A 13,360-nucleotide genomic window follows, 5' to 3' on the forward strand; every position below is an offset into this window, starting at 1 on the left:
AACTGCTTATATGATAAAGGCTATCTGGAATATTATTATTGGTGCATGTTTCATGTGCCCTGCCCTTACTTCGGCCCAATATGTCAGGTTCACTCCTGAATTTACGAGGCCGGGCGATTCGGTCACCTTATTCTACAACCCAACCAATACACCCCTACAGGGGCTGGCGCCCGTACAAGGGCGTATGTATACCTTCGCCAACAACGAGTGGCAGGCCAGGGACCTCACCATGCAAATGGTAGACAGTGGCTGGGTAACAAAATTTTACCTGCCTGAAGGTTCCGCTTTTTCTGTGTTCAATTTCGAAGCAAACGGGATTGTCGACAAAGGAGGAAAAATGACCTATGCGACAATGCATACAGCAAAAGACGGGCGGATCATGGCACAGGGTTATACAACATGGGGATTTCTCCGCTCGCCCATGTTCCGGTCGGAAATGCCGCCAGTAGTAGATTCCTCAGCAATGATCGCAAAGGAAGTGACCATGATGTGGCTGAAGAACGAAATACTGCATCACCCCGAAAGCCGCCGGCCTTTATACCCTTACGCCATAAGAGTGGTGAGGGAAGTAAGAGGAAAGGATGGCGACAGCATCATCCTGCGCGAGAACAAATTCATCCTCTCGCAGCCCGATGCCACGGAACAGGAGTTGATACAGGTACGGGACGCCTACCAAAGTATGCTGGGCGACAAACAGCATGCAGATTCAGTGGATCAGTTGATCGCTGCCCGTTTTCCGAACGGTATTGCAGCCAGGGATATCATGATCAAAAAATTATTCCTTGCCAAACCGGAACAACGCGATGTCTTGTGGCAGGAATTTACCCAACGTTTCCCCCTGGGAAAACTCAGCAATACAGAGACAGAGAAAATGTATTACGGTAAAGTATACCGTGGCCGGGTATACGAAGCCGTAGGTAAAACAAAGAACTTATCCATACTGGATTCTATGATGGCCCCGGCTCCTTTTGTAGCGCTGACGGAGTTTCACCGCCTACTCATCATGAACGCATGGGAACACGACCAGGTCGGGTTCGATGAAGCCCTGGAGTATTCAGGTAAACTGGTGAAATATATAGAGGCCTACACAACAAAACGGGAAGGCGAGAACAGTAACTTCTATACGCCATTGCAATGGAAACAATACATTCTCTCACTGTCGGTACCGGCATTTAAAGGCCATGCCGTTTTGCTGCACAAAGCGGGGAAAGACCAGGAAGCGCTTACCTGGTTGGAGAAAGTAAAGGACCAGCCGGATGCGAAGCGGGCCGACTTTCTGGACATCTACGCACAAGTGCTGATGAAAAACAACAGGCAGCGGGACGCGCAGGATGTTGCAGAAGCCGCAGCCCGCAACAATAAAGCCACTCCCGCTACTATTGAGATCCTTAAAAGCGCTTATGTTAAGAAGCACGGCAACGATAAAGGGTTTGACAGCTATTTTGAGTCAATGAAAAATACTGACGATCTGAATAAAGAGCGGGAAGCGTTGAAAGCGCAACTGATCAGGAGAGATGCGCCGGAGTTCAGGCTGGAACAGATGAGCGGCGGAGAAGCAATTCTTTCCAGGTTGAAAGGCAAAATAGTGGTCCTGGATTTCTGGGCTACCTGGTGCGGTCCCTGCAAGGAAGCCTTACCCGGTATGCAGATGGTGGTGAACAAATACAAGAACGATAAAGATGTGCAGTTCTACTTTATTGCCACCCAGGAAACAAAGCCGGACTACAAACAGGCCATTAAGGAATTCATGCAATCGAAAGGCTATCATTTGTCGGTTTTGTTTGATGCAAAAGACAAGAACACCGGCAAACTGGACGCTACCTATAACAAGTATGTAAAAGCGATGGGGTTTTCGGGCATCCCTGCCAAATTCATCATCGACCAGCATGGCGTTATCCGCTGGATGGGTTCAGGATACAAAGGCAGTCCCAGCGGCCTGGCTGATGAAATATCCTATATCGTTGAGTTGTTAAAGAAAGAAGGATGATCAGGATACTGGCGTTAGTATTAAGCCTGGCAGTATTTACAGGCGCACGCGCGCAACGTTCGGTAGAAGCCAGGTTTCAGAATAAAGACACTATCCACTTTGCCGGCACATTAACCCTGCCCGACGGGCAGGGTCCCTTTACTGCAGTAGTATTTGTTTCAGGCACCGGGCAGCAAGACCGCGATGGGACTATGGCCGGGCATAAGATGTTCAAATACCTGGCAGATTCGCTGGTTCGTATAGGCATTGCATCGTTAAGGGTAGATGACAGGGGAGTGGGCGGAACAAACGGAAATTATGCAGAAGCTACTACCTGCGATTTTGCGCAGGATGCCCTGGCGGCGGTCCGTTTCCTGAAAACACAGCCGCATATTGGAAAAGTGGGGCTGATAGGACATAGCGAAGGAGGCGCCGCTGTGATCATGGCGGCAGCCGAAAGCAGGGAGGTAGCATTTGTGGTAACCCTGGCAGGACTGGCCTCCAGGGCAATTGAATCGCTGAAAGAGCAGAACAGGAATCTCATACAGCTGGCGCCCATCAGCAACTACGACAAGAAGCGTCATGAAACTATTACGCTGCGGATGCTGGATACAGCTTATCGCTATGCCGGCGACAGCCTGCTGGAAAGCAGGTTGCGGGCTACCCATGCCGCCTGGAAACAGGCAGACGACAGCGCCTTCCTGGCGGACAACCCGGGGAAGTATGATCACCTCCGTTTCTTCCTTGAATCTTATATCCATACGGCTAAGGGCAGGTGGTACCAGTACCAGATCCGCTGGGAGCCCGACAGCTTCCTGCGGCAGATACAAGTGCCATTCCTGGCCTTAAATGGAGACAAGGATATTATGGTGCCGGCAGCACTTAACTTATCGAACATCAAAAGAGTATTAACTGCTGCCGGAAACAAGGATGTAACAACAGTAGCGCTTCCCGGCTTAAACCATCTCCTCCTCCGCTGTGAGAAATGTACAAACGAAGAGCTGCCGAAGTTAAAAGGCGACTTCGATGAAACCGCATGGCTGGCGATTAAAAACTGGTTAATCCGTCACCAATATGGGATCGGCCATCTTACCGGCGGTTCGAGGATCGAATAACATAGCGGTACAGAGACAGTTCCTGCATTGTTTACCCTGCAGTATCTGGTAGTTAACGCAGCTTTCACAGCCTTTCCAGAAAGCCTGGTCGTGGGTGATAGCGTCGTAGATGACCGGTTCGAAGCCCAGGCGGGAATTCAGCTTCATTATAGCCATGCCTGTAGTGATACTGAAGATCTTTGCATCAGGGTAACGCTCCCTCGACAACTGGAATATCCGCTGTTTAATGTGTTTGGCTACGCCTTTTTCCCTCCATTCGGGACGCACGATCAAACCGGAGTTGGAAACAAATTCGCCTCCGCTCCAGACTTCTATATAGGAAAACCCAATCCAGTCGCCATCGGGGGAAGTCGCAATTACGGCGTTCCCCTTCCTGATCTTTTCGTTTATAGTCTCGGGATTTCTTTTAGATATACCTGTTCCCCTTGCCTTGGCGGAAGATTCCATTTCATTGATAATGGATAAGGTGTATTGAGTGTCGGTTTCGTTTGCGATACGGATTATAAAACCGTTGCTTTCCGGGTCCATTTTCTTTTTTGTTTTTATTTGAAGAATAACAGGCAAATACCTGTTTTCTGACTCACCCCGTGTATGGCAATATCTGTTCCCGTGAATGCTAAAAACCTATGCTCTCATCTAAGCCCTTGTTCAGCCTGGATTTCGGATTTGTTAAAATTGCAGCTGCTGCTTTGACGGCATGAAAAACCCTTCAGTTTCTGAAGCCTGTCTTCAAAAACTGAAGGGTTTTTATAGCTATCCTTTTGCCCTGTTGGGCAGGGTTACCAGGCGCCCTGTCGCTGAAGCAGGTCTTTAAATTCTGCTTCTGTTATCTCTGCGTCAAAATGATAATAGGTGTTTTTATCTTTTGCGATGGTGATATTTTCTTTAAACACCTGAAATGTTTCATAGTCGGCCTGGCGGAACAAGGTATCCTGGAGGATAACATTCCTGGCATCCTTCCCATAATTTGCATTCAGCGCCACGAATGTTGCCGGGTCGGCCTTAATTACCTTTTTACCCCGCCAGAGCAGGTATTTTTTGTCCCTCGCATAGCTATCGTCGATCCTTTCAAAAGACTCCGCATCCACACCTTTGATAGCAACGGGTTTGTAGGAATAGTATTCCATCATCCAAAGGCCGTTCTTGTCTTTTGCAAAGGAGGTTGTTTTTCTTTTCCTTCCTTCTTCATCCACGAAAAACCCGGTATCCAGTACAGTAAAGGTTTCATAATCCACCTTCTTGTCTATCCCTGCTACATTATAAATATGATTTTTGTCCCTGGCAAAGTAGATGTTCAATACTTCAAACGTTGCAGGATCAGCTTCCCTGAATGCCTCTCCTGCCCTGTAACAACGGTTCTTGTCCCTGGCAAAGTCGAGTTGCCAGACGAAAGTTTCGGGATCTGCATTTTTTACGGGGTAGCGATTATAACATATGCCTTTGCCCTGGATATTAAAATAACCATTGCCTGCGGGTATGTCTTTGTCGGATTGTAGTTGTATTGGTTTCGTCCACATACGTTTGGGGATTATAATTTTTGTTAACTACAATAGTTGAAATCAGCTCCGCAAATATACCTGAACCTGTTATTCTCACAAAATAGCCGGCGCCGGTATAACAGGAACGGCTAAATTACGTTCATGAGCTCTACATACCGTTGCCCATTTTCCGCCATTTTTTTCCCGCCATACACAACCTTGTTATGAGAAAAACTGAAACTGAGTGCTTTGAACTTGTAAGGATTGCTATATGTTCAGGAAGCATGGCTTTTGATCTGCAACCCCGAACACTTAAATATTTTTTTATGAAGATGCAGTTGTTTTTTATGGCAGGAATTATCGCCGTTTCCCTTGGCGTCAGCTCGTGCTCAGATAACGATGACGAGATCATCGACAACCCTTATTTAACAGAACATGACAAGAGCTTCATGCTGCAGGCCACCTATGGAAACTGGAGCGAGGTGGACATGGGAAAACTGGCAGATTCTGTATCCACAGATTCCAGCGTCCGGATGTTCGGAAGAAAAATGCAGGCAGATCACAGCGATGCGCAAAATAACCTTAACAGCATCGCCGGCAGCTGGAACATCGACCTGCCAGACACGCCGGATAGCGCGCACATCGCCCTGCGCCAGCAATTGCAGCAAAAGAATGGGAAGAGCTTCGACACTGCCTATATCTCAGGACAGATCAAGGATCACGCGAAAACAATTGCATTGTTTGAAGACGCCGCAGCCAACAGCAGCCAGGTAGCGCTTAAAAATTACGCGGCCAAATACCTGCCCGCCATAAAAATGCACAAGGCAATGGCAGATACAATGGCATTGAGATTGATGCGACCGTAGTTGCCAATATCATTGAACAGATTTACCAGTGGCAACCGCCCTTTGATTGACCTGTTCGTCATATAAACACCCAATAATGTTTAAAAAGGAGCTAATCAACACCGGATACCTGTTGTGGATAATATATTGCCTGTATTCCTGCAGGCAATCAGCTCCTTTTAACAACACAACGCCGGCATGGTATAAAAATGAATTTATTTATAACCTGGATGTGAAAACGTTCAAGGATAGTGATGGCAACGGAACCGGCGACTTTAAAGGGCTGACAGAACAGCTGGACTATCTCCGGTCGCTGGGCGTAACCACTCTCTGGCTGGCGCCTTTTCAGCCCTCGCCCCGGCAGGATGATGGTTACGATGTATCCGATTACTACGGAATTGACCCTGAAGTGGGAGATTCCACTTCGTTCAGGGAATTCCTGGAAGCGGCGCATCGAAGACAGATGCGCGTGATCATGGATGTAGTATTGAACCATTCTTCCATCGAACACCCATGGTTCCGCCAGTCGCGCGATTCGTCGTCTCCGAAGCATAACTGGTACCTGTGGTCGGCCAGGCGGCCGAAGGACTGGGATAAGGGCTCGGGGTTTCCCGGGGTTGAGAACGAAACGTGGACCCGCGACAGTGTAACAGGGCAGTATTTCTTTCATCGCTTTTATCATTTCGAACCGGACCTGAACTTCCAGAACCCGGAAGTGGTTGCGGCTTCCAGGCAGATATTGGGTTACTGGCTGGAAAAGGGAGTGGATGGCTTCAGGCTGGATGCGGTGCCGTTTATTATTGCTGATCCGCGGAAGTCGGCGGCGCACCCGGAACATGATTTCGATATACTGCACCAGCTTGTCAGGTCGGTAAAAGACCGGCATCCTTCGGCGGTGTTATTGGGAGAAGCCAACGTTACGCCGGCGGAGAATGAAGATTATTTTTCGGAGGCCAAAGACGGGTTGGATATGATGTTTAATTTCTACGTTAACCAATACCTCTTTTACGCGGTGGCGTCAGGCAATACAAAGTTTTTAGCGGAGGCGCTTGACAAAACCACCCGGAAACCCGCAGTTGCGCAATGGGCCTATTTCCTGCGAAATCATGATGAAGTGGACCTGGGCCGGTTAAGCCGCCGGCAGCTGCAGGAAACGTATAAGGAGCTGGGGCCGGATACCAGTATGCAGTTGTATGGCCGGGGAATACGGCGAAGGTTGGCGCCAATGTTAGGCAACAATAAGCAACGGCTGCAGATGCTTTACAGCCTGCTGTTTGCTTTACCTGGTACGCCGGTGATCCGCTACGGAGAGGAAATAGGCATGGGCGACACCCTGGTGTTAAAAGAGCGGCTGGCTATACGAACGCCTATGCAATGGAACAACCGGAAAAACGGCGGTTTTTCGATCGCTGATTCGTGTATCCGCCCTGTTATCAGTACCGGCGTCTACAGCTATTATAACGTTAACGTAGCTACGCAGTTGCAGGACAGCGCCTCCCTGCTTAACCATATCCGCCGGATGGTATCGTTGCGCAAACGTTTTCCCATGATCGGCGCAGGGTACTGGGAGATAGTGAACACGCATTCCCCGCAAACGTTAACGTTGCGGTATACCGATAAAAAGTCGACACTGATAACCTGCTTTAACTTCAGTGACAAACCCGTGCAATTACGTCTTGACCTTCCCCGCGAGACAAAGCTTACCAACCTGTATACCGGCCGGAAGAATGTTGCGGGCAACCAGGCGCTTGCCCTTGAACCTTACGGATGGAGATGGTACCTGTTAAATTAAGCAATGCACTTTTAAATTGGTTATGTCCGAAATTGAATGAAAATTGTCATTTCAGACAAGTATACTAAAAGGTACCTTTGTATTACAGATTAAAATCCAATGGTATGATAAAAGTTGCAATAAACGGATTCGGAAGAATCGGAAGAATGACCTTCAGGAAACTTTTCGGTAATAACGAGGTGGAAGTTGTTGCATTGAACGACCTGAGCACCCCCGAAATGCTTGCTTATTTGCTGAAATATGATTCTATACACGGGGTATTCCCTTATACGGTAAGCAGCACAGAGAAGGCGCTGACCGTTGACGGTAAAGAAGTGGCGGTTTATGCCGAAAGAAACCCTGAAAACCTGCCCTGGAAAGCGCTGGACATAGATGTGGTTTTAGAATGTACAGGGATCTTCGAATCGAAAGAGAAAGCGGCGCTGCATCTGAAAGCGGGCGCAAGAAAAGTGATCGTATCCGCGCCTTCCGATAAAAATGTAAAGACCATCGTTTACAACGTTAACCACCAGTTGCTGAACAAGGAAGATGTGCTTATCAGTGCAGCATCCTGTACAACCAACTGCCTGGCGCCTATGGCCAAGGTGTTGAATGACAGGTTCGGAATTATTACCGGCCAGATGAACACCATACACGCCTATACGAATTCTCAACCCCTGATGGACACGCCTGATCCGAAAAATGGTTTCCGCAAATCCAGGGCGGCCGCAGATAGCATTGTTCCCTACACCACAGGAGCAGCCAAAGCTATAGGTTTAGTGATCCCTGAACTGAACGGGAAACTGGATGGATCTTCCCAACGCGTTCCTGTGCATACCGGTTCGGTAGTTGAACTGTATACCCTGCTCAGCAAAGAGACCAGCGAGAAAGAAGTGAATGAAGTAATGAAGGCTGCCGCCAACGAGTCGTACGGGTATAACGAAGATCCCATTGTATCGCAGGACATAGTGGGCATGAGTTACGGCTCCCTGTTCGACGCCACTCAAACCAAGATCACAGGGATCGGCGATAAACAATTGGTGAAATCAGTGTCGTGGTACGACAATGAGATGTCGTTCGTTTCCCAGTTAACCCGGTTACTGATCTATTTCGGCAATATAAAATAGGCTTACGCGAAACTTTTCCTGTAAGCAGCCGGGGTGGTATTAAGATGGCGGACAAACAGCCTTCTTAAACCATTGGCATCGCCCGCTCCGCATTCTACAGCAATTTCATCCAGGCTTAAACGGGTTTCTTCGAGGCGGCGGCGGGCAGCTTCCACCCTGGCTTTTTCAACGAACTTGGCAGGAGTGATTCCTGCTTCCCTGTAAAATACCCTTGAAAAATTGCGGGAGCTCATGGATGCTTTGGCGGCAAGGCGCTCTACCGACAGGTCTTCATCCAGGTGTTCCTGTATCCATTGCAGGCTGTCTTTTACCGGCCTGTAATCCGTTTTCTGGGTTCTGAGGATGTTGCTGAACTGCGACTGGTTACCGGGGCGCTTCAGGTATAATACCAGTATCCTGGATACTTCTATGGCTACTTCTCTTCCCAGGTCTTCCTCTACCAATGCCAAAGTAAGATCTATACCCGTAGATATTCCAGCGGAAGTGTAAATAGTTCCCTGCTTAATATAGATAGGGTCTTTCTCTACTTTAACGGCGGGATATTTTTCAGCCAGTTTATCGTGAAGCTGCCAGTGAGTGGTGGCGCGGCGGCCGTTCAGCAAGCCGGTTTCGGCGAGGATAAAAGCGCCGGCGCAAATAGATGCAATGCGGGTCTTTGGTTTCGTCTTATGCAGTTTCAGTATCCATTTCAGGATATGAGGCGGCGCTTCTTTCCTGTACCCTCCCCTGCCGGCAATGATCACAGTATCTACCGGGTAACGTATTCCCGCTATTCCTCCTTCACAGATCACCGGCATGCCCGAAGAAGTAGGAACAGCCATGGAATCGTCCATCGATACAAGATGGGTCGTATAGTATCTATCTCCTGCCTTCCTGTACCTGGCCATGTATTCGGATGTTTTGGAAAAAACTTCCAGGGGCCCTGCCACATCTAATATGGAAGTCTGGGGTGGCACCAGTATGACAATATGCTTTGTTTTATCCATGTTGGCAGAAATTGCATTTTTATGCAAAAATAAGACATTTACTGCCAATAAATATCCCAGGCGCTGAAAACGATAGTTTTTCCTGCTACTACCTTCTACATTTTATAAACAGGAACCTGAAAGGCGGCTTGCCGGGCATGGCGCCATGCGGTTCCTCAATCTCGAAAACCTCTCTCAGGCCCGCATGTTCAAACTCTTTCCTGGCAGCGGCTTCGTCGTAGAAAAAGAGCTCCGCGCCTTTCCCGATCCTGAAAGTATCCTCTCCCACTTTCTCCCCTTTACCATAGTTTGGGGAGCGCCTGGAAATCACGGTAAAGATCATCCAGCCTCCGGGCTTCAGCTGCCTGTAACAGTCTGCAATCATCTTCTTTCTCTGCTCAGCATTTAACAGGTATAGCAATCCATGGCAAAAGATGCCTTCATAGAGCCGGTAGTTGAACGGCATATCGGTAACAGAACCTTCATATATCCTGATACTGCTTCCGTAGTGCTTCCTCGCCATTTCAACAGCCGTTGCCGATATCTCTATGCCCGTCACTTTTATCCCGTTAGCTATAAACTCTGCTGCATTCCGGCCATAGCCAATACCGGGGATGAGTATATCTTTTATGTTGTTCTCCCGGAACCATTCCATCGCCAGCCTGGCGGAAGCGGAAGGCTGAAATCCCCACATTTCCCGGTGTTCAATAAAACTGTTGTCCCAGAACGATCTCATATCGCCGGTTGCATCTTTGCAAACAAGGTCGGGGATCACTTTGCATACATATCCCAGGCTTTCCACCGTTTCGGCGACCATGCCGGCATCTACCATATCATCTTCTATACGCAATATTTTTTCCGGGTCATCCAGGTCGAAACTGATCCTGGCGCCTGGCAACAAGCGGGCAAGCGCATCATAAACCCCGCCGGCCTGCTCCTGGTTCGTAATGTTTGTCTTAAATATCTCTATCACTTCTCAATTCATTTTATCTTTTAAAATCTTCCGTGTTCATTTTCTTCTACAGGGGCAAAAGTAACTACCTTTACTATCCAAACGATAGCGCTTCCCCATCGGATAGCGCTATCCGAAATGACAGTAAGTATAAAAATGAAATTATGGCAGAAGAAGATTGCTCAAAAGCCATGCTTTCTATTAAAGACGCCCTGGAAGCGGTAGAAGGCAGATGGAAGTTATTGATCCTCTATGCAGCGGTCCTAAACGGTTTAAAGAGCTTTCGAGGGAAGTAAGCGGGATCACAGACAAAACATTGTCCAGGGAACTGAAGAGCATGCAACTCAATAAACTGATCAGGCGGGAAGTACATGATACGGCGCCCCCGACGGTGGAATATACCGTTACAGAACATGGCAAATCGCTGCGGAAAGTATTGTACGAATTATGGAGCTGGGGCAGGGAACACCGCAGGGAAATCATCGGGAAATAAGGAACGGGACCGATTCCGCCCCGTTCCTCTGCATGTCTATCGACTCCAGTCTTCGCAGGCAGTAATAGTCGCCAGCCGTGCAAACACTGAATCCATCAGCACCTGGTGAACATTATCGTCGCGGTCTTTGCACCCGTCGCTCAATACCGTTATCCGGTAGTCCTTATCTGCGGCTTCCAATAATGTAGCCAGCACTACCCCGCTGGTAATAACGCCCGACAATACCAGGTGCCTGATACCCTGGGAACGTAAAATAACCTCAAGGTCGCTGCCTGTGAAGGTGCTATAGCGTTTCTTCACCACCACCACTTCGTTGCCTTCGGGCGCCAGCGCAGGAGCGATCTTCATCATGGCTTCGGGACTGATTCCCTGCATCCTGGTCTTTATCTGGCTGAATGCCTTATGTTCCGGGCTAACTTCCGGGAAACCTTCCCTGAAGGCCACTACGCCATAAATGACCGGGATGCCCGTTTCACGGGCATGCTTAATCGCTTTTGCAACATTTGAGACAAGCTGTTCACTGCCCGGCAGTGAATTGATCAGCACTTCCTGCATATCCATCACCAGCAGTGCGGTGTCTGTCTTTTGCTGTACCATCGCTTAATGTATTACTTGTTATGAACTAATAATTCTGACGGTTTATATTCTGTTTGTAAAAAACGATAGAAGATGCCGGTGATCAGCAAACAAATCAGTCCCTGGATGAGCATACACGTTTGCGGATGGATGCTCTTAGCTAACCAACCTACCAGCAAGGCGCCCAACGGCATAGTACCGAAAGCCGCCATGGCAAAGAAGCCTACTACCCTGCCGCGGAGCCGGGCCGACGACACCGTTTGGATCACCGTATTACAGATTGGAATAACCGACATAGTGCCAAATCCGCAGATAAAGCATAATAACAGGTACAACGACAACACCGGGGTGTAAGCCATGATCATCAACCCAACTCCTAAAACAACCAGGTTCATAAAGAGAATGCGTTTCAGCCTGCCGGCATCCTTCTGCGAGGCCAGGAATAACGTACTTGTCAACGCTCCGATCCCTGTAGCGGCATTAATAAAGCCATAGGTGGCGGCGCTGCCTTTAAACACATCGCGGGCATAAAAGGGCTGCAATGTATTGTAAGTAGCTACAAACATGCATATTAACGCCATCAGGGCCAGGATCCGGCCAATTTCACTGTGTGTACGGGTATATGCCAACCCTTCTTTAAAATCGGCCCAGGCATTTTTGCCGCGGGCAACCTGCTGTTTCTTTGGAAATTCCATGAGCGTAAGACAAATGATCACCGCCACAAAACTGACAGCGTTGGCAACGAAACAAATCGTTGCGCCATATTTGGCGAGCACGATGCCGGAAAGAGCGGGGCCTACCAACCTCGACAGGTTGTTTAAAGATGAGTTCATGGCGATAGCGCTTGGAAGATCCTCTTTATTAGGTACTATATCGTTCACCATAGCCTGACGGGAAGGTACATCGTAAGCGTTGGCCAGGCCCAGTACCACGCTAAGCCCCAGCATACCCCAGATCGGCGTGGCGCTGTAATGATACACCAATGTAAGGGCAACCGCCTGCAACGCAGAAACCACCTGCGTTGCCATCAGCACTTTATACCGATCGTGCCTGTCGGCTGCGATTCCGCCAGCCGGCGACAACAGGAAAGACGGGAACTGTTCTGCGAAAGTGGTCAGTCCAACCAGGAACACAGAATGCGTAAGGGTATAAACTACCCAGATCACTGCCGTTCGTTGCATCCACATCCCGATGCGCGATACCAGCTGTCCATAAAAGAACAGGCTATAGTTACGCGATTTAAAAGCGCTGAAAGTATGTTGAAGATCCATTTTTTTAGACTAAATTCATTTTTTGGTCGAAAAAATCGCAAAAAAATTTATTGCAACCCGCGGTGGAAAAGCTGGCAGAACGCTGTCAGCGCCTGTTCCGGCTGTTCATTTGTTCCAAACATGGTTATTTCCCTGTTCATCCCGCGAAGTGCAGAAAGGAATATAAATACCGCCTGCTCCACTCCTGCCGCTTCCAGTTGTTTGATCTCACCGCTTTCCGCTCCCTGGATCAATAACTGCTGAACGATCACTTTTTCCTTTTGCAAATAACGCAGATGTACATCTTTTTTTGCTTCATTATATCTTGAGAGCGCTTCCGCATCCATCCCTGTTTCCATAGCCCGGTACAGGGATTTTCGCTTTTTCGTCACTTCAAATTTCACCATGGCAAAAGCCTGGAGCTTGTCCAGCAGGGAGGAACGGCTGCTGATCCGCTTCATGGTTTCCAGCAGGATATCATTGATCTCTGTTTCCAGCACCGCATTGAATATTTCTTCCTTGCTTTTGAAATAATAATACATGGAACTCTTGCCCATGCCTGCAGCCTTCGCCACATCTTCCATGGTTACCATGCCCAGGCCCTTTTCCTGGAAAAGCTGCCGGGCGGTGATTAAAATCTGATTTCTTTTATCTGAAGCCATAAATAAGTACCGGGAACAAAGGTATAACTTTTTAGACCAAAAATTAAATTTGGTCGAAAATAAATTTAGAAGATGTTTTCTTCCCTCCAACCGTATCTTTGTAGCCAATAATTAAGCATATTACCGGGGCTGGCCTTTCCACTGGGCCAGCCCCGGCACC

13 protein-coding genes are annotated in these 13,360 nt (G+C 48.4%); 6 read left to right on the forward strand and 7 right to left on the reverse strand.

Going from position 1 to position 13,360, the window contains the following annotated elements:
* The first annotated feature begins 10 nt into the window (after positions 1 to 10).
* A complete protein-coding gene (locus tag BLV62_RS08895; protein WP_089760788.1) occupies positions 11 to 1,987 on the forward strand; it encodes a TlpA family protein disulfide reductase in 1,977 nt (658 codons plus the stop codon).
* Positions 1,984 to 3,081 (forward strand): alpha/beta hydrolase family protein, encoded by a 1,098-nt coding sequence (locus BLV62_RS08900; RefSeq protein WP_089760790.1) that lies wholly within the window; start codon positions 1,984 to 1,986, stop codon positions 3,079 to 3,081. Before BLV62_RS08895 ends, BLV62_RS08900 begins: the two co-directional genes overlap by 4 nt.
* Here the strand turns inward: BLV62_RS08900 and BLV62_RS08905 are convergent.
* Together BLV62_RS08905 and BLV62_RS08910 are read right to left on the reverse strand one after the other, a co-directional pair.
* Positions 3,025 to 3,609, reverse strand: coding sequence for an N-acetyltransferase (locus BLV62_RS08905; RefSeq protein WP_089760793.1), 585 nt, complete (start codon positions 3,607 to 3,609; stop codon positions 3,025 to 3,027). The two genes, BLV62_RS08900 and BLV62_RS08905, sit on opposite strands and share 57 nt — an antisense overlap.
* Before the next feature lie 251 nt (positions 3,610 to 3,860).
* Entirely contained in the window at positions 3,861 to 4,598 is a 738-nt protein-coding gene (locus BLV62_RS08910; protein ID WP_089760794.1) for a DKNYY domain-containing protein, read from the reverse strand.
* Between the two features lie 287 nt (positions 4,599 to 4,885).
* Here BLV62_RS08910 and BLV62_RS08915 point away from each other — a divergent pair, with 287 nt between their 5' ends.
* From BLV62_RS08915 to gap, 3 genes are all read left to right on the forward strand, one after another.
* Positions 4,886 to 5,425: a DUF4142 domain-containing protein gene (locus BLV62_RS08915; RefSeq protein WP_168927763.1), complete on the forward strand. Its 540-nt coding sequence runs from the start codon at positions 4,886 to 4,888 to the stop codon at positions 5,423 to 5,425.
* Positions 5,426 to 5,501: 76 nt separating this feature from the next.
* Positions 5,502 to 7,196, forward strand: coding sequence for an alpha-amylase family protein (locus BLV62_RS08920; RefSeq protein WP_089760798.1), 1,695 nt, complete (start codon positions 5,502 to 5,504; stop codon positions 7,194 to 7,196).
* Positions 7,197 to 7,300: 104 nt separating this feature from the next.
* Positions 7,301 to 8,302: a type I glyceraldehyde-3-phosphate dehydrogenase gene (gap, locus tag BLV62_RS08925; RefSeq protein ID WP_089760800.1), complete on the forward strand. Its 1,002-nt coding sequence runs from the start codon at positions 7,301 to 7,303 to the stop codon at positions 8,300 to 8,302.
* A 2-nt stretch (positions 8,303 to 8,304) separates the two neighbouring features.
* Here the strand turns inward: gap and BLV62_RS08930 are convergent, their stop codons facing one another.
* The gene (locus BLV62_RS08930; RefSeq protein ID WP_089760802.1) at positions 8,305 to 9,288 is read right to left on the reverse strand and encodes a GlxA family transcriptional regulator; all 984 of its coding nucleotides are present in this window, start codon (positions 9,286 to 9,288) and stop codon (positions 8,305 to 8,307) included.
* Between the two features lie 88 nt (positions 9,289 to 9,376).
* Complete coding sequence (locus BLV62_RS08935) at positions 9,377 to 10,240, reverse strand: class I SAM-dependent methyltransferase (protein WP_225889537.1); 864 nt, start codon at positions 10,238 to 10,240, stop codon at positions 9,377 to 9,379.
* Between the two features lie 211 nt (positions 10,241 to 10,451).
* Between BLV62_RS08935 and BLV62_RS08940 the strand changes: the two genes are divergently transcribed.
* Positions 10,452 to 10,712, forward strand: a complete 261-nt coding sequence (locus BLV62_RS08940) for a winged helix-turn-helix transcriptional regulator (protein ID WP_225889536.1) — start codon at positions 10,452 to 10,454, stop codon at positions 10,710 to 10,712.
* Positions 10,713 to 10,748: 36 nt separating this feature from the next.
* On the opposite strand, the gene BLV62_RS08945 is transcribed toward BLV62_RS08940, so the two are convergent.
* The 3 genes from BLV62_RS08945 to BLV62_RS08955 are packed head-to-tail and all read right to left on the reverse strand — an operon-like array spanning position 10,749 to position 13,200.
* Entirely contained in the window at positions 10,749 to 11,309 is a 561-nt protein-coding gene (locus BLV62_RS08945; RefSeq protein ID WP_089760804.1) for a cysteine hydrolase family protein, read from the reverse strand.
* 11 nt (positions 11,310 to 11,320) lie between these two features.
* A complete protein-coding gene (locus BLV62_RS08950; RefSeq protein WP_089760806.1) occupies positions 11,321 to 12,559 on the reverse strand; it encodes an MFS transporter in 1,239 nt (412 codons plus the stop codon).
* A gap of 47 nt (positions 12,560 to 12,606) precedes the next feature.
* Positions 12,607 to 13,200: a TetR/AcrR family transcriptional regulator gene (locus BLV62_RS08955; RefSeq protein ID WP_089760808.1), complete on the reverse strand. Its 594-nt coding sequence runs from the start codon at positions 13,198 to 13,200 to the stop codon at positions 12,607 to 12,609.
* Positions 13,201 to 13,360: the final 160 nt, after the last annotated feature.

The sequence above is a fragment of the Chitinophaga terrae (ex Kim and Jung 2007) genome (assembly GCF_900107795.1).
Lineage (GTDB): Bacteria > Bacteroidota > Bacteroidia > Chitinophagales > Chitinophagaceae > Chitinophaga > Chitinophaga terrae.